At 70.3% G+C, this 15997-nt stretch carries 15 protein-coding genes; 9 read left to right on the forward strand and 6 right to left on the reverse strand.

Translation table 11 applies throughout. The features are described from left to right. Window position 1 precedes the first annotated feature (1 nt). From FHX80_RS05435 to FHX80_RS05445, 3 genes are all read right to left on the reverse strand, one after another. A complete protein-coding gene (locus FHX80_RS05435) occupies window positions 2–793 on the reverse strand; it encodes a putative protein N(5)-glutamine methyltransferase (RefSeq protein ID WP_145763153.1) in 792 nt (263 codons plus the stop codon). A gap of 242 nt (window positions 794–1035) precedes the next feature. Then, the gene (locus tag FHX80_RS05440; RefSeq protein WP_145763154.1) at window positions 1036–1263 is read right to left on the reverse strand and encodes a hypothetical protein; all 228 of its coding nucleotides are present in this window, start codon (window positions 1261–1263) and stop codon (window positions 1036–1038) included. 129 nt (window positions 1264–1392) lie between these two features. Continuing rightward, window positions 1393–2892, reverse strand: a complete 1500-nt coding sequence (locus FHX80_RS05445; protein WP_145767088.1) for an MDR family MFS transporter — start codon at window positions 2890–2892, stop codon at window positions 1393–1395. Between the two features lie 156 nt (window positions 2893–3048). On the opposite strand from FHX80_RS05445, the gene FHX80_RS05450 reads away from it, so the two are divergent. After that, window positions 3049–3639, forward strand: coding sequence for an acyl-CoA-like ligand-binding transcription factor (locus FHX80_RS05450; RefSeq protein ID WP_145763155.1), 591 nt, complete (start codon window positions 3049–3051; stop codon window positions 3637–3639). Window positions 3640–3767: 128 nt separating this feature from the next. Here the strand turns inward: FHX80_RS05450 and FHX80_RS05455 are convergent, their stop codons facing one another. Then, on the reverse strand, window positions 3768–4982 hold the full coding sequence (locus FHX80_RS05455) for an NADH:flavin oxidoreductase (RefSeq protein ID WP_145767089.1): 1215 nt from the start codon (window positions 4980–4982) through the stop codon (window positions 3768–3770). A 225-nt stretch (window positions 4983–5207) separates the two neighbouring features. Here FHX80_RS05455 and FHX80_RS05460 point away from each other — a divergent pair, with 225 nt between their 5' ends. After that, window positions 5208–6194, forward strand: coding sequence for a LysR family transcriptional regulator (locus tag FHX80_RS05460; RefSeq protein ID WP_145763156.1), 987 nt, complete (start codon window positions 5208–5210; stop codon window positions 6192–6194). A gap of 83 nt (window positions 6195–6277) precedes the next feature. Further along, complete coding sequence (locus FHX80_RS05465) at window positions 6278–6820, forward strand: DapH/DapD/GlmU-related protein (protein ID WP_145763157.1); 543 nt, start codon at window positions 6278–6280, stop codon at window positions 6818–6820. Window positions 6821–6946: 126 nt separating this feature from the next. On the opposite strand, the gene glnA is transcribed toward FHX80_RS05465, so the two are convergent. After that, window positions 6947–8308, reverse strand: a complete 1362-nt coding sequence (gene glnA / locus FHX80_RS05470; protein WP_145763158.1) for a type I glutamate--ammonia ligase — start codon at window positions 8306–8308, stop codon at window positions 6947–6949. 241 nt (window positions 8309–8549) lie between these two features. Between glnA and FHX80_RS05475 the strand changes: the two genes are divergently transcribed. The 6 genes from FHX80_RS05475 to FHX80_RS05500 all read left to right on the forward strand — a co-directional run bounded on the left by FHX80_RS05475 (window position 8550) and on the right by FHX80_RS05500 (window position 14805). Beyond that, complete coding sequence (locus FHX80_RS05475) at window positions 8550–9212, forward strand: DUF3105 domain-containing protein (RefSeq protein WP_167523365.1); 663 nt, start codon at window positions 8550–8552, stop codon at window positions 9210–9212. Continuing rightward, window positions 9209–9943, forward strand: a complete 735-nt coding sequence (locus tag FHX80_RS05480) for a DUF305 domain-containing protein (protein WP_145763159.1) — start codon at window positions 9209–9211, stop codon at window positions 9941–9943. The genes FHX80_RS05475 and FHX80_RS05480 overlap by 4 nt, the downstream gene beginning before the upstream one ends. A 388-nt stretch (window positions 9944–10331) precedes the next feature. After that, window positions 10332–10757 (forward strand): CBS domain-containing protein, encoded by a 426-nt coding sequence (locus FHX80_RS05485; RefSeq protein WP_145763160.1) that lies wholly within the window; start codon window positions 10332–10334, stop codon window positions 10755–10757. A 96-nt stretch (window positions 10758–10853) separates the two neighbouring features. Next, entirely contained in the window at window positions 10854–11312 is a 459-nt protein-coding gene (locus FHX80_RS05490) for a DUF6153 family protein (RefSeq protein ID WP_145763161.1), read from the forward strand. A 61-nt stretch (window positions 11313–11373) separates the two neighbouring features. Further along, complete coding sequence (locus tag FHX80_RS05495; RefSeq protein ID WP_145763162.1) at window positions 11374–12960, forward strand: multicopper oxidase family protein; 1587 nt, start codon at window positions 11374–11376, stop codon at window positions 12958–12960. Window positions 12961–13050: 90 nt separating this feature from the next. Further along, complete coding sequence (locus FHX80_RS05500; RefSeq protein WP_145763163.1) at window positions 13051–14805, forward strand: NAD+ synthase; 1755 nt, start codon at window positions 13051–13053, stop codon at window positions 14803–14805. A gap of 131 nt (window positions 14806–14936) precedes the next feature. On the opposite strand, the gene FHX80_RS05505 is transcribed toward FHX80_RS05500, so the two are convergent. Beyond that, window positions 14937–15959 (reverse strand): endonuclease/exonuclease/phosphatase family protein, encoded by a 1023-nt coding sequence (locus FHX80_RS05505; protein ID WP_145763164.1) that lies wholly within the window; start codon window positions 15957–15959, stop codon window positions 14937–14939. Between the last annotated feature and the right edge of the window lie 38 nt (window positions 15960–15997).

The following is a 15997-nucleotide window of genomic DNA, read 5'->3' on the forward strand; positions in this document are numbered from 1 at the left end:
CTCAGGGGGCGGGCAGGGTCCCGATCACGACGGTGGCGTACAGCTCGTCGGAGAAGACGACGCGCGGGGTCAGCCCGCTGCCGCCCACGGTCTCCACGGCACGTGCCGCCTGCCGTTCGCTCGTCTCGACCAGCAGGCTGCCGCCCGGTGCCAGCCAGTGCGGTGCCTCGGCGGCCACCCGCCGCATGACGTCGAGCCCGTCGCCGCCGCCGTCGAGCGCCACCAGCGGCTCGTGCACGCGCGCCTCCGCGGGGAGCAGTGCGACATCCCCGGTCGGTACGTACGGCACGTTGGCGAGCAGTACGTCGACGCGCCCGCGCAGCGAGTCGGGCAGCGGTGCGAAGAGGTCGCCCTCGTAGACCCGGCCCAGCTCGCCGAGGTTGCGCCGGGCGCAGCGCACTGCGGCGGGTTCGACGTCGGAGGCGTGGAGTTCGACCCCCTCCAGAGCCGCGGCGAGCGCGGCGCCGAGCGCGCCCGTACCGCAGCAGAGGTCGACCACGACGGCCGGGCTGGGGGCCACTTCCACGGCCTGCCGGACCAGGAACTCGGTGCGGCGGCGGGGGACGAAGACCCCGGCGTCCACGGCGATCCGCAGACCGCTGAACTCGGCCCAGCCCAGGACGTGTTCCAACGGGAGACCGGCGACGCGGCGCTCCACCATGGCGGCGAGTGCGGCCGGGTCGGCGGCGGTGGCGGTGATCAGTTCCGCCTCGTCCTCGGCGAACACGCAGCCGGCGGTCCGGAGCGTGGTGACGAGGGAGGAAAGGGCAGACGGTGACAGCGGGACCGGCATGAAGCGGAGCCTTTCGGGAAAACGCCGATGGGTGCTCCGCGGTCGGCTATGTCCGGTCGACCACGCGGTGAGGGGAGGTGAGCACCCAGCCTGATACAGCGGTAATGGGTCCCACCTCCTTCGGTACGTCCCCGTGCGGGGAGTCATTCGTTGGTGCGTCCCCGTGCGGGGACGCGTCACCCTACCCCAGTGGGGCCCCGGCCCTCCGGCTTTTTTGCCGTGCTGCCGGGAATCGGCGCGAGTCAGCGCTTCCCGGGCCGCCAGTCGTTGCCGCCGTCGACGAAGCGGTTGTGGACGGCGATCGATGAGTTGGCCGCCCGGACGTCCCGCGCCTGCGCGCTGTGCTGCCGTTCGATCTGCTGGCCGTCGAAATTGTCCGTGCGGCTTCGCCGTTCCCTCAGCATCAGCTTCACGATCAGGAAGACGATGACGATGAACAGCACCCCAGGCACCAACAAGACCTCAGTCATGGCTCCCCCGTCCACAGCGGTCCTTGCCGTCATTGTCGGTCGACCCGACAGGCGTAGTCAAACGGAATCGCACATGCCGGAGGGCGGGCGCCGTTCCCGGCACCCGCCCTCCAACTCCGGTTCCGCTGGCTACAGATCCACGCTGTCGCGCAGCTTGGTCGGGGTGAGGAACAGAGCGGCGATCACGCCGACGACCGAGATGGCCGCCGAGATCAGGAAGATGTGCCCCGTCGCGTCGCCGTACGCGGCCCGGACGACCTCACGGATCTCCGGCGGCATGGCTGCCACGTTCAGTGTGGAGCCGCCGGAGGACGAGGCCGCCGGGTCGACGCCGATCTTCGCGAGACCGGCCGTGATCTTGGTGGCGACCTGGTTGGCGAGCACCGCGCCGAGGACCGAGACGCCGATCGTGCCGCCGAGCGAGCGGAAGAAGGTGATCGCACCGCTGGCCGAGCCGAGTTCGCTGAGCGGGACGGTGTTCTGGAGGACCAGGACGAGGTTCTGCATCGACATACCGACACCGACACCGACCGCGAGCATGCCGGCCGAAACGAGAACGAGCGGCGTCTCGTGATCGATGGTGGACAGTCCCAGGAAGCCGAAGGTGAGGACGACGACGCCGGCGATGATGTACGGCTTCACCTTGCCGGTCTTCGACACCAGCCGGCCGGCCACGGTCGAGGAGAGCAGGACGCCGAACATCAGCGGAATGGTGAGCAGTCCCGCCTCGGTGGGCGAGTAGCCGCGTCCGATCTGGAAGTACTGGCCGAGGAAGACCGCACCGCCGAACATCGCCATACCGACCGCGAGGCTCGCGACGATGGCGAGGGCGGGGTCCCGGCGGCGTACGACATGGAGCGGGACGACGGGCTCCTTGACCCGTGCCTCGACGGCCACGGCCACGCCCAGGATCACGACGCTCGCACCGACCATGGCGGCCGTCTGCCAGGACAGCCAGTCGAAGTCGTTGCCGACGAAGGTGACCCAGAGGAGCAGCATGCTGACGCCGGCGGCGATGAGCGAGGCACCCAGGTAGTCGACCTTGGTCTCGGGACGCCGGATCTCGGTGAGGTGCAGGGTGCGGGTGAGCATCACGAAGGCGAGCAGCGTGAACGGTACGGCGATGAAGAAGCACCAACGCCAGCCGAGCCACGAGGTGTCGGTGATGAATCCGCCGAGCAGCGGGCCGCCGACGGTGGCGACGGCCATGACGCCGCCGAGGTAACCGTTGTAGCGGCCGCGCTCCTTGGGGCTGATCATCGCCGCGATGATGACCTGCACGAGCACCTGGAGCGCGCCCATGCCGATGCCCTGGAGGGCCCGGAAGGCGATCAACTGCTCGGTGGACTGGGCGAATCCGCAGGCGATCGACGAGACGACGAAGATGCCGATGGATATCTGGAGCAGCAGCTTCTTGCTGAACAGGTCGGCGAGCTTGCCCCAGATCGGCGTGGAGGCCGTGGAGGACAGCAGCATCGCGGTGACGACCCAGGTGTACTGCGACTGGGTCCCGTTGAGCGAGCCGATGATCTGCGGGAGCGCGACGGAGACCACCGTGCTGCTGGTCATCGCCACGAACAGCACGATGAGCAGACCGCTCAGCGCGCGCAGGATGTGACGGTGGTCCATGGGCGCGACATCGGTCGGCGCGGCCGTTTGAGCGCTCACGCGCAACCTCCGGGAGGTGTTCGAACAGGGAAGGAAGAAAGCAACGGCTCACCATACATGCCCAGTGGGCAATGTTGCGCATTGAGCAATAATGACCGGCGGGTAGATAATGGCCCCATGGAGCGCTCTATGGGACTGCGGGAACGCAAGAAGGAAGCCACCCGGCAGGCAGTGCACGAGGCGGCACTGCGGCTGACCGTCGAGCACGGCTTCGACCACGTCACGGTGGAGGCCGTCGCGGACGCGGCCGGGATCTCCCGCAGAACGTTCTCCAACTACTTCACCGGCAAGGAGGACGCCGTCCTGTACGGCGAGGAGCGGCAGATAGGAGAGCTCGTCCGCACGGTGCGCGAACGTCCTGCCGAGGAAGGCGCCTGGACGGCCTTGCGGGCAGCGGTCGCCCAGTTCGCCGAACGCCTCGCACCCCCGAAACGCGAATGGGCCGTCCGCACCCGCCTGGCCATGCGCCACCCCTCCCTGCTCGCCCGCCAGCTCGCCAACCACGCAGCGCTGGAGCGCGACTTGGCCGAGGCCGTGGCCACCCGCCAGGACCACTCGACGAACCCCGCCCGCCCCCTGATCCTCGCGGCGGCGTTCCTCGCCTCGCTGCGGATCGCGATGCGGATGTGGATCGAGGAGGACCTGGCCCGGGAGCCGGCCGAGGTGATCGACGAGATCATGGACGAGATGGGGCGGAGCTTCGGCTGAACCCCTGACACGAACGCCTGAACCGGATGCGCCCTCTGCGTTCAGGCCGGTGTGGGGCGCGCCCAGGTGTCGTCGAGGTCCCGTTCAGGTGCTGTCCAGGTGCCATCCAGGTCCTGCCCAGGTGCTGTTCAGCGTTCCTGTTCGTCGATCAGCGGGCAGTGGGTCCCCGTGTAGATCGTGGGCATGCAGCGGTTGCAGTGGATGCACGCCGAGCGGGTGGCGCTGTCGCGTCCGATGCGGTGCAGCAGGTCGGGTTCGCGGAGCAGGGCGCGGGCCATGGCGACGAAGTCGAAGCCCTCCGCCATCGCGCGGTCCATGCCCTGCCGGTCGGTGACCCCGCCGAGCAGGATCAGCGGCAGCCGGAGCGCGGCACGGAACTGCCGGGCGGCGTCGAGCAGGTACAGCGGCTGGTACGGGTAGGTGCGGAAGAACGTACGGCCCAGGGCCCGGATCCCGAGGCGCTGCGGGAGCGGGAAGTTGGCCGCGAACTCGGCGATGGGGGCGTCGCCGCGGAAGAGGTACATCGGGTTCAGCTGGGAGCTGCCCGCCGTCAGCTCGAGGGCGTCCACCGAGCCGTCCGCCTCCAGCCAGCGTGCGACCTGGAGGCTGTCGTCCAGGGTGAGGCCGCCGGGCGCGCCGTCCTTCATGTTCAGCTTGGCGGTGATGGCGAGGCGGTCGCCCAGGGCATCGCGCACCGCCCGGGTGATGCCCATCGCCACGGCTGCGCGGGCACGCAGGGAGCCGCCGAAGGCGTCGGTGCGGCGGTTCAGCCGGGGGCTGAGGAAGGCGCTGGCCAGGTAGTTGTGGCCGAGGTGGATCTCCACGGCATCGAAGCCGGCCTCGGCCGCCAGCACCGCCGCCTCCGCGTGGGCGCCGATGACACGGGTGATGTCGTCGGCGGTGGCCGCCTTGTTGCGCCGCATGCTGAGCGGGTTGAAGCCGGCCATCGGGGCGAGGGCGGGCAGTCCGTTGGAGCGGCCGTCGGCCACCGGCCCGGCGTGGCCAAGCTGGGCGCAGACCGCGGCACCGGTGTCGTGCACCGCCGCAGTCAGCCTGCGCAGTCCCGGCAGGGCCTCGGGCCGCATCCACAGCTGGCGGCGCTCGGTGCGGCCCTCCGGGGACACCGCGCAGTAGGCCACGGTGGTCATGGCGACGCCACCCTCGGCAGGGCGCAGGTGGTAGTCGATGAGCTCGTCGGTGACCAGCGCTTCGGGGGTGGCGCCCTCGAAGGTCGCGGCCTTGATCACCCGGTTGCGCAGCCTCAGCGGCCCGAGCCGTGCGGGCGCCAGCACGTCCGGTGCGCCGTCGGACGCCTCTCCCACCGCTCCCGATTCGTCCAGCATGGCGCGCAGCATCGCAGAGAACTGACGAATAGTCAGCACCGCGGCGGCCATGGGTTCCGCCATGCCCGCGGGAAGGATCCGAACAATCCGTGGACGGAGGTGCGCGAGGTGATGTGCAAGGTGTGCGAGGTGTGCGCTGTCGTTGACGCCGGCTGCGGCAGGGTGGTCGTACAACCGGCCCTCGTCAAGCCACAACCTTTGGTTGTGGCTGCCTAGGATGGCCATGTGGACACCGAGGTATTGCGATCGTTCGTCCGGGCTGCCGAGTTCGGACAGCTGCGGCACGCGGCCGACGAACTGGGCGTGACGCAGCAGGCGGTCTCCAAGCGGATCGCCGCCCTGGAGCGCACGCTGGGAGTCCGGCTGTTCACCCGGACCGCCCGAGGGGTGGAGCTGACGCTCAACGGCCAGGCCTTCCTCCCGCACGCACGGAGCATCGTCGCGGGTGTCGAGCGTGCCGTCGCCGCGGTCAGGCCGGGCTCACGGGCCCTCCGGGTCGACGTTCTCGGCCTGCGAAGCGCGCAGGCCCTTGTGCTGCACGACTACTGGCGGTCGCATCCCGAGACCGACCTCGACGTGGTGACCCTCCGGGTCAACGACCCCCGCGTGGCGGCCGCCGCCGTCGAAGCGGGCGATGTCGACGCCTCGTTCCGCACCGTCACCGACCCGGACGCGCTGCCGCCCGGCGTGCACATGATTCACGCCTTCGACTCCCCGCTGGAACTCCTGGTCGGCCCGAAACATCCGCTCGCCTCCGCGCGAGAGCTGACGCCGTCGCAGTTGCGCGGGCACCGGATCTGGGTGCCGGGCATCGCGCCGCTGAGTGAGTGGTCGGACTTCTACGACCAGCTCGCCACCGACTTCGACCTGCGCATCGACGCGGCCGGCCCGCACTTCGGGGACGAAGTGCTCCTGGACGCCCTCGCGGAATCCGCGCAGGTGGCCACCCTCGTTGGGGCGCGCGACCGGTACGTCTGGCCGCCGGACCACGACCTGCGTCGCATCCCTGTGGTGAATCCGACGCTCGTGTACCCGCTCTCGCTCATCCTCCCCGGAGCGAATCCGCATCCAGGGCTCCGTGGAATCGTCACCCACCTCAAAGGCCTGCCGGGGCTCCCCGGGCCGGTCTGGCGCCCAACCTGGGCAACGACGCCACAGCGCGACGACAGTGGCATCGGGAGTGCTCGCGGGTCCCGACCCCGGCAGAGGTGACTCGACCGGCTGCCGGCAACAGACTCCACCAGCACCCGGTGCGTCCCGCCCGGTCACCGGTGCACCAGACAAAGGATCTTGGCGTGTCCAACGACCGTCTCATGCGCATCCACAGCCCCGAGTTCCGGGCCATGTCCGAGCGGGTCCTGCGGGCCACCGAGCTCACTTCCCGCCTGAACGTCCTGCCCTTCGCGGACGAGACCGGCAAGGCGGAGCTGTTCGAACAGATCCTCGGCAAGCCGCTGCCGGCGAAAGTCACCGTCCATCCGCCCTTCTACACGGACCACGGCCTTCATCTGGACCTCGCGGAGCGGGTGTTCATCAACCAGAACTGCACGTTCCTGGACTACGCCGGCATCCGGCTCGGCGAGCGGGTGATGGTCGGCCCCAACGTCATGTTCATCACCGTCGGCCACCCGGTCGATCCCGAGGAGCGACGGGGCTGGCTGACCGGCGCGCCCATCGACGTGGCGGAGAACGTGTGGATCGGCGCCGGTGCCAGGATCCTTCCCGGCGTCAGCATCGGCCGCGACGCGGTGGTCGCCGCCGGCGCGGTCGTGGCCGACGACGTTCCGCCGGCAAGTCTGGTGACCGGCGGCAAGGCGACCGTGCAACGCCGGTGGTGACCCGCCTCTCCGGGCACCGACGCGGCACCGGAGGGAGCGACGGGCCCGAGACACCTTCGGGCCGACGGGTGGCGCACCGTCGGCCCGAAGCCACGTACGAGCGGCGCCACCGGCGCCGCACCACGCCTACAGCACCGGCAGCAGCGCCTTCAGCTCGAAGGCCGTGACCTCGCTGCGGTACTCCTCCCACTCCTGCTTCTTGTTGCGCAGGAAGAAGTCGAAGACGTGCTCGCCCAGCGTCTCGGCGACCAGTTCGCTCTTCTCCATCAGCGAGATCGCCTCGCCCAGGTTCTGCGGGAGCGGCTCGATGCCCATCGCGCGGCGCTCGGCGTCGGACAGGGCCCAGACGTCGTCGTCGGCGCCGGCCGGGAGTTCGTAGCCCTCCTCGATGCCCTTGAGGCCGGCGGCCAGCAGGACCGCGTACGTCAGGTACGGGTTGGCGCCGGAGTCGATGGAGCGGACCTCGACACGGGCCGAGCCGGTCTTGCCGGGCTTGTACATCGGGACCCGGATCAGCGCGGAGCGGTTGTTGTGGCCCCAGCAGATGTACGAGGGGGCCTCGCCGCCGGCGCCCGCGGCGCGGGAGGAGCCGCCCCAGATGCGCTTGTAGGAGTTGACCCACTGGTTGGTCACGGCGGAGATCTCCGCGGCGTGCGTGAGCAGGCCCGCGATGAAGGAGCGGCCGACCTTGGAGAGCTGGTACTCGGCGCCGGACTCGTAGAACGCGTTGCGGTCGCCCTCGAAGAGGGAGAGGTGGGTGTGCATGCCCGAGCCGGGGTACTCCGAGAACGGCTTCGGCATGAACGTCGCCTGCACGCCCTGCTCCAGCGCGACCTGCTTCATGACCAGGCGGAACGTCATGATGTTGTCGGCGGTGGAGAGCGCGTCCGCGTACCGCAGGTCGATCTCCTGCTGGCCGGGGGCTCCCTCGTGGTGGCTGAACTCGACCGAGATGCCCATCGATTCGAGCATCGTGATCGCCTGGCGGCGGAAGTCCATCCCGACGTTCTGCGGGGTGTGGTCGAAGTAGCCGGAGCTGTCCGCGGGGGTCGGGCGGCTGCCGTCCACCGGCTTGTCCTTCAGCAGGAAGAACTCGATCTCCGGGTGGGTGTAGAAGGTGAAGCCCAGGTCGGAGGTCTTGGCCAGGATGCGCTTGAGCACGTAGCGCGGGTCGGCGAAGGACGGCGAACCGTCCGGCATCAGGATGTCGCAGAACATCCGGGCCGTGCCGGGGGCCTCCGCGCGCCAGGGCAGGATCTGGAACGTCGCCGGGTCCGGCTTGGCGATCATGTCCGACTCGTACACCCGGGCGAAGCCCTCGATGGCCGAGCCGTCGAAGCCGATCCCCTCGTCGAACGCCTGCTCCAGCTCGGCAGGGGCCACGGCCACGGACTTGAGGTAACCGAGCACGTCGGTGAACCACAGCCGTACGAACCGGATGTCGCGCTCCTCAAGTGTCCTGAGGACGAATTCCTGCTGCTTGTCCATAGCCACATCCTTGCAGTTCAGACGGTCCGTGCACCACCGCCCGGGGTAGGGGAGGAACTCCAGTATCACGACCCGGGATTTCACCCAGATTACGCACACGACGTGAGATGGAGCACCCGGCCACCCACTACGATCGTCGGCCATGGTGTGCAAGGGACGCGGCGGCCTCGCAACCGCCCCGCGCACACCGGTCACCGACCCGTTCCAGACCCTCATCGCCCCTTCGTAGAAGGACCACGACATGAGTCACGACCGCAGGACCCGCATAGAGCAGATGCGCAACGCCGACCGCGCGCGAGACCGCCGCAACCGCGTGCTGGTCATAGGCCTCAGCACCGTCGTCGTCGCAGGTCTCGTCGCCTTCGGCAGCTACACGCTGCTCGACAAGTCCGAGGCCTCGGCGGACCAGAAGTCCGCGGACGCGAAGGGGGCGGACGGCAAGGACGCGGCCGACGGCACGATCGAGGGTTTGAAGACGTGGGACGCGAAGAAGCTGACCCGCAACCACGTCACCAAGACCGTGACGTACCCGATGAAGCCCCCGGTCGGCGGTGACCACAACCCCGTCTGGATGAACTGCGACGGCGAGGTGTACAAGAAGGCGATCCCCGACATGAACGCCGTGCACTCGCTGGAGCACGGTTCGGTCTGGGTGACGTACACGGACAAGGCCCCGGCCGCGGATGTGGACAAGCTCGCCGACCGCGTCGGGAAGACGCCGTACTCGCTGATGAGCCCGTACGCGGACCAGGCAGACCCGATCATGCTGAGCGCCTGGGGCAAGCAGGTCACGGTGGACAGCGCCGACGACCCCCGGGTGGCGCAGTTCTTCTCGACGTTCGTGCAGGGGGCGCAGACGCCCGAGCCCGGCGCGGCGTGCACCGGCGGACTGGGGGCCCCGTGACGGTTACGGAACGCGCCCGGCGCACCCGGTGGGTGGCGGGTTCCGCCGTCGCGCTCGCGGTGCTGTTCGCGGGGGCCGCGACGGTGGCCTCCGCGCGGGACGACGGGGCGGAGCACCACGCGGCCGCGACCGCCCCGCGCACGCCCGCGGCGGACTCGGCGGACGCCGGGTTCGCCCGCGACATGGCGGTCCACCACCAGCAGGCCGTGGAGATGTCGTTCATCGTGCGGGACCGCACGAAGGACGAGGACGTGCGCCGTCTCGCGTACGACATCGCCAACACGCAGGCCAACCAGCGGGGCATGCTGCTCGGCTGGCTGGATCTGTGGGAGCTGCCCAAGGTGGCCGCCGGGCAGGAGCCGATGGCCTGGATGGACGGGCAGCACGGTGACCACGACGGCCATGACATGGGCGACATGGGCGGCATGGACGGGATGTCGGGGAGCGGTGGCGGGTACCAGGCCCGCGACGGGTCCCTCATGCCCGGCATGGCGACCCGTACCGAGCTCGACCGGCTCCGTAAGGCCAGCGGCAAGCAGGCCGAGATCCTGTATCTCCAGCTGATGACCGACCACCACAAGGGCGGCGTCGACATGGCCCGCGGCTGCGTGAACCTGTGCACCGTGAAGGCGGAGAAGCGGCTGGCCCAGGGCATGGTCGCGGCCCAGCAGTCCGAGCTGGACGCGATGGCCGAGATGCTGGCGCAGCGCGGCGCGGCCCCCCGGAGCTGAAGGGTTCCCCGGAGCCGAACGGTTTCCCCGCACCCGGCAGGTTCCGTCAGAGCCGAACGGTTTCCCCGCACCCGGCAGGTTCCGTCAGAGCCGAACGGTTTCCCCGCACCCGGCAGGTTCCGTCGGATCCGAACGGTTTCCCCGGACCCGGCAGGTTCCGTCGGATCCGGCGGGTTCCCCGGACCCGGCAGGTTCCGTCGGATCCGGCGGGTTCCCCGGACCCGGCAGGTTCCGTCGGATCCGGCGGGTTCCCTTGGATCCGGAAGGTTCCCTCGTGCCGCAGATGCACCCGAACGGGTGACAGCGGTCGCGTACCCCGAACGGGCCCATCACGATGGGTTCGCTCGGGGTCGTACGGCAGTGCCCACCGGCACTCAGGAGGAAACCCATGACCATCGCCAAGGACATCATGCACACCGGCGCCACCTGGATCCCGGCGCACGAGACCCTCGACCGCGCCGCCCAGCTGATGCGTGAGCACAACGTCGGAGCGCTGCCCATCTCGGCCAACGGGGGGCAGGACCGGATGATCGGCATCCTCACGGACCGCGACATCGTGATCGACTGCGTGGCGATGGGCCGGGACCCGTCGAAGGTGACCGCGGGCGACCTCGCCCAGGGCACACCGCGCTGGATCGACGCGGGCGCCGAAGTGGAAGAGGTACTGGAGGAGATGCAGAACCACCGGATCCGCCGGCTTCCCGTGGTCGAGAACAAGAAGCTGATCGGCATGATCAGCGAGGCCGATCTGGCCCAGCACCTCTCCGACGACCAGATCGCCGGCTGGGCGGAGAAGGTCTACGCCCACAGTTGACCGGTACGGCGTACGGCTTCACGGCCCGCCCTCCCGCCGCGCGCGGGGCGGCGGGCCACCATCGCCCGCATACCCGGTAGGGGTAGGGTGGCCGGCATGTTCGGGACGAGGGGTGCGAGGTACGGGCAGCTGCTGCTGTTCGCCGCGCTGCTCTTCGGGATCCTCACCATGCACACCGTCGGTCACCCGGCGGAGCTCAGCGGGCCGGGTGCCGCTGCGACGACCGCCTCGCACCCGATGACCGCCAACGCCATGGCACCTTCGCACCCGGTGGCCGCGCAAACCACGCACCCGGTGGCCGCGGACGCCATGCACCCGGACGCCCGGCGCCCTGCCGATCAGGCACCGATGCGGGGCATGGACCCGATGGCCGTCTGCCTCGCCGTGCTCTCCGTCTGGGGCCTCGCCCTGCTCACCACGCTTCTGGTGGCGCGGCGGTCCGCGGCCGGCCTGCCGGGAACCGCCGGGCCCCGTTCGTCATGGAGGCCTCGGCCCCCTCCCCCGCCACGTCCGCGCAAGGCCGTCCTCACAGGTCTGTCGGTACTGCGGATATAGGCGCACCACGCCCCCGTCCGCCTCTCAGTACACCGACAACATCTCTGAGGTGCACTCAGTCATGCCCGCTCAGCACACCCGACGCGCCCTGCTCGGCGCATCGATCGCCCTTGCCGGTACGGGAGTTCTCGCCGCCTGCTCCGACGGCGGCACGACCACGGACCACACCGCCATGGACCACTCCGGCACGAACCACGCCGAGCCGTCCGGTACGACGGCCCCCGCGGGATTCATCGCCCCCGACGGCCCCGAGGTCGCCGCGGCCGAGACGCGCCGGGGCTCCGGCCCCGTACGCAAGGTCGCCCTGACCGCCGCCCCGTCCCGGCTCGATCTGGGCGGCGGGCGCACCGTCAGCACCTGGGCGTACGGGGACAGGCTGCCCGGCAAGGAGGTACGGGTCACCGCGGGTGACACGCTCACCCTCACCCTCGCCAACCACCTTCCGCAGTCGACCTCGTTGCACTGGCACGGGCTCGCCCTGCGCAACGACATGGACGGTGTCCCCGGGCTGACCCAGCGGGCCGTCGAGCCGGGTGCGGACTTCACCTACCGGTTCGCGGTGCCGAACCCCGGCACGTACTGGTTCCACCCGCACTCGGGCGTCCAGCTGGACCGCGGGCTGTACGCGCCGCTGATCGTCGAGGACCCGAAGGAGCCGCTGTCGTACGACAAGGAGTGGGTCGTCGTCCTGGACGACTGGCTCGACGGGGTGGACGGCTCCACCCCCGACGCGGTGCTCCAGGAGCTCACCAAGGGCGGCGGTCACAGCGGGCACGCCATGGCGGAGACGCCCTCGGCCGGTGCCCGTACCGGTCCCCCGCGCATGCTGAGGGGCGCCACCAGCGAGTTGCTGGGCGGCGACGCGGGCGACGTCGGTTACCCGTACTACCTGATCAACGGCCGCACCCCCGAGGACCCGTCCGTCCTCACCGCCCGGCCGGGCGACCGGATCCGGCTGCGGATCATCAACGCGGGCGGTGACACCGCCTTCCGCGTCGCGCTCGGCGGCCACCGGATGACCGTCACGCACACCGACGGCTTCCCGGTCCGGCACGCCGCGACGGACGCGCTGCTGGTCGGCATGGGCGAGCGGTACGACGTGCTGGTGACCGCCGGGGACGGGGTGTTCCCGCTGGCCGCGCTCGCCGAGGGGAAGAAGACCTCCGCGACGGCGCTGCTGCGTACCGGTACGGGCGCGGCGCCCGCCGCCTCCGTTCGGCCGAAGGAGCTGACGGGTCAGCTGGTGACGGCCGACCGGCTGACCCCGGACGCGGCCGTGGCGCTGCCCGGCCGCAAGCCCGACCGGACGGTACGGATCACGCTGACCGGTTCCATGGCGGCGTACGACTGGGCGTTCGACGCGAAGCCGTACAGCGCCGACCAGCGCCATCCGGTGCAGGCCGGGGAGCGGGTCCGGCTGGAGTTCCGCAACACGACCTCGATGTGGCATCCGATCCATCTGCACGGGCACACGTTCGCGCTGGCGGGGAACGCGTCCGGGGCCCGTAAGGACACCGCGATCGTGCTGCCCCGGCAGTCGTTGACGGTGGACTTCGACGCCGACAACCCGGGGCTGTGGATGGTCCACTGCCACAACGTGTACCACGCGGAGGCGGGCATGATGACGGTCGTCGGCTACCGCCGCTGACCGGCCTCCCGACGGCACCCCGGTGGGCCGCACTGCCCGTTGTGCGGCCCACCAGGACATCGCGTCAGTCAGACGATTACACTGGGCGGCGTGCCTCAACTACGCCTCGCACTGAATCAGATCGACTCGACCGTCGGTGACCTCGCCGGCAACGCGGAGGCGATCGTCCACTGGACCCGGCACTCCGCCGAGCAGGGCGCCCACCTGGTGGCGTTCCCCGAAATGGTGCTGACCGGTTACCCCGTCGAGGACCTGGCCCTGCGGTCGTCCTTCGTCGAGGCGTCGCGGGACGCGCTGCGTGCGCTCGCCGCCCGTCTCGACGCGGAGGGCTTCGGTGAGCTGCCGGTCGTCGTCGGATACCTCGACCGCTCCGAGTTCCCGGCGCCGCGCTACGGCCAGCCCGCCGGGTCCCCGCGCAACGCCGCCGCGGTGCTGCACCGTGGCGGGGTCGCGCTGAACTTCGCCAAGCACCATCTGCCCAACTACGGCGTCTTCGACGAGTTCCGGTACTTCGTGCCGGGCGACTCGATGCCCGTCGTGCGGGTGCACGGGATCGATGTCGCGCTCGCGATCTGTGAGGACCTCTGGCAGGACGGCGGCCGGGTTCCGGCCGCACGGGCCGCCGGGGCCGGGCTGCTGCTGTCCATCAACGCCTCGCCCTACGAGCGGGACAAGGACGACACCCGGCTGGAACTGGTCCGCAAGCGGGCCGAGGAGGCCGACTGCACGACGGCCTATCTGGCGATGATCGGCGGTCAGGACGAGCTGGTCTTCGACGGTGACTCGATCGTCGTCGACAAGCACGGCGAGGTGATCGCCCGGGCCCCGCAGTTCGCCGAGGGCAGCGTGATCATCGACCTCGACCTGCCGGCCGCCGCGGCCGACGCACCGTCGGGTGTGGTGAACGACGGGCTGCGGATCGACCACGTGGTCCTCTCCGAGAAGCCGCTGCCGGCGTACGAGGCGGAGCTGGCCGGGGGGTACGCGGACCGGCTCGACGACGACGAGGAGCTGTACTCCGCGCTCGTCGTGGGCCTGCGGGCGTACGCCGCGAAGAACGGCTTCGGCAGCGTGCTCATCGGGCTCTCCGGCGGGATCGACTCGGCGCTGGTCGCGGCGATCGCCTGCGACGCGCTGGGGGCGCAGAACGTGTACGGCATCTCGATGCCGTCGAAGTACTCCTCGGACCACTCCAAGGGCGACGCGGCCGAGCTGGCCCGGCGCACCGGGCTCAACTTCCGCACCGTACCGATCGAGCCGATGTTCGACGCGTACATGGGGTCGCTGGGGCTCACCGGTCTCGCCGAGGAGAACCTCCAGTCGCGGCTGCGCGGCACGGTGCTGATGGCCGTCTCCAACCAGGAGGGCCAGATCGTCCTGGCGCCGGGCAACAAGTCGGAGCTGGCGGTCGGCTACTCGACGCTGTACGGCGACTCCGTCGGTGCGTACGGGCCGATCAAGGACGTCTACAAGACGTCGATCTTCCGGCTGGCGAAGTGGCGCAACCGGGCCGCCGAGGAGCGCGGGCAGATCCCGCCGATCCCGGAGGCCTCCATCACCAAGCCGCCCAGCGCGGAGCTGCGTCCCGGACAGGTCGACACGGACTCGCTGCCGGACTACGACGTGCTGGACCGGATCCTGGAGATGTACGTGGACCGGGACCAGGGTCTCGACGCGATCGTCGCGGCCGGGTTCGACCAGGCGCTGGTGGCGAAGACGCTGCGGATGGTGGACACCGCGGAGTACAAGCGGCGGCAGTACCCGCCGGGGACGAAGATCTCGCCCAAGGGCTTCGGCAAGGACCGGCGGCTGCCGATCACCAACCGGTGGCGCGAGTCCGGCTGACGCCTGGGCGGTAAGTGCGGCAGCGGGCCCGTCCGGCTGGGGAGTCGTCCTCAACCGCCGGACGGGCTTGTGGTGTCCGGCCGGGTTCGCGTCACGCGTCCGAGATACCGGGAGGCAACCGGACCGTGCCGTCAGAGCTTGACGCGGGCGGCGATCGGAAGGTGGTCGCTGTTCGTCGCGGGGAGCGTCCAGGACGACACCGGGTCGATGCCCCTCACCATGATCTGGTCGATCCGGGCCATCGGGAACGACGCGGGCCAGCTGAATCCGAAGCCGTCACCGGCGGCGCCCTGGGTGGAGCGCATCTGGGAGGTGACCGCGTTCAGCGAGCGGTCGTTCATGGTGCCGTTGAGGTCGCCGAGCAGGACGACGCGGTCGAGCCGTTCGTCCGCGATGGCCTCACCGAGCGCGTCCGCGCTCTCGTCGCGCTGGCTCGCGGTGAATCCGGCGTGCAGCTTGACCCGCACCGAGGGCAGGTGCGCGACGACGAAGCCGACCTCGCCCTTGGGGGTGGTGACGGTGGTCCGCATGGCCCGGACCCATCCCATCTTGATGTCCACCGGGCGGGTGTCGCTGATCGGGTACTTGCTCCACAGGCCGACGGTCCCCTGCACCGAGTGGTAGGGGAAGCGGCCGGCGAGCGCCGATTCGTACGTCTTCACCTTTCCGGTGGGCAGTTCCTGGAGGGCGATGACGTCGGCACCGGAGCCCGCGACCTGCTGGGCGGTGCCGGCGGGGTCGGCGTTGTCCGCGTTGACGTTGTGGGTGGCGACGGTGAGATCGCCGCCCGTGCCCGACTTGTCGGTGAGCAGGCCGCCGAACACGTTGAACCAGACCACGATCGGCAGCAGCAGGGCGATCAGGGCGGTCGCGGAGCGCCGCACCAGGCCCAGCACGAGCAGCACCGGTACGAAGACGGCGATCCACGGCAGGAACGTCTCGCTGAGGCTGCCCAGGTTGCCGATGGTGTTCGGGATGTGGGCGTGGAGGACCATCACGAGGGTCAGCAGGACCGAGCAGCAGGCCAGGACGATCCCGCGCCGCCAGATGCCCGTGTCCCGGGTCAGTCTGTCGCGCAGGTTCCGGAAACGGGATCCGGAGGGCTGTGGTCCCACGCCGCCGTTCCCGGTGTCCGCCCTGTACGCCTGCACCATCGCGCTGTCCTCACTGCCTTGCCGTGCACATCGCCGCG

This window comes from Streptomyces brevispora, assembly GCF_007829885.1.
In the GTDB taxonomy this organism is placed as follows: Bacteria; Actinomycetota; Actinomycetes; order Streptomycetales; family Streptomycetaceae; genus Streptomyces; species Streptomyces brevispora.

What these genes read in the sequence shown, in the direction of transcription:
- FHX80_RS05475 (WP_167523365.1), top strand. Translation starts at nt 8,550, where the DNA reads ATGAGTCACGACCGCAGGACCCGCATAGAGCAGATGCGCAACGCCGAC.
- FHX80_RS05445 (WP_145767088.1), bottom strand. Translation starts at nt 2,892, where the DNA reads ATGGACCACCGTCACATCCTGCGCGCGCTGAGCGGTCTGCTCATCGTG.
- FHX80_RS05450 (WP_145763155.1), top strand. Translation starts at nt 3,049, where the DNA reads ATGGAGCGCTCTATGGGACTGCGGGAACGCAAGAAGGAAGCCACCCGG.
- FHX80_RS05485 (WP_145763160.1), top strand. Translation starts at nt 10,332, where the DNA reads ATGACCATCGCCAAGGACATCATGCACACCGGCGCCACCTGGATCCCG.
- glnA (WP_145763158.1), bottom strand. Translation starts at nt 8,308, where the DNA reads ATGGACAAGCAGCAGGAATTCGTCCTCAGGACACTTGAGGAGCGCGAC.
- FHX80_RS05490 (WP_145763161.1), top strand. Translation starts at nt 10,854, where the DNA reads ATGTTCGGGACGAGGGGTGCGAGGTACGGGCAGCTGCTGCTGTTCGCC.
- FHX80_RS05495 (WP_145763162.1), top strand. Translation starts at nt 11,374, where the DNA reads ATGCCCGCTCAGCACACCCGACGCGCCCTGCTCGGCGCATCGATCGCC.
- FHX80_RS05435 (WP_145763153.1), bottom strand. Translation starts at nt 793, where the DNA reads ATGCCGGTCCCGCTGTCACCGTCTGCCCTTTCCTCCCTCGTCACCACG.
- FHX80_RS05505 (WP_145763164.1), bottom strand. Translation starts at nt 15,959, where the DNA reads ATGGTGCAGGCGTACAGGGCGGACACCGGGAACGGCGGCGTGGGACCA.
- FHX80_RS05455 (WP_145767089.1), bottom strand. Translation starts at nt 4,982, where the DNA reads ATGCTGGACGAATCGGGAGCGGTGGGAGAGGCGTCCGACGGCGCACCG.
- FHX80_RS05440 (WP_145763154.1), bottom strand. Translation starts at nt 1,263, where the DNA reads ATGACTGAGGTCTTGTTGGTGCCTGGGGTGCTGTTCATCGTCATCGTC.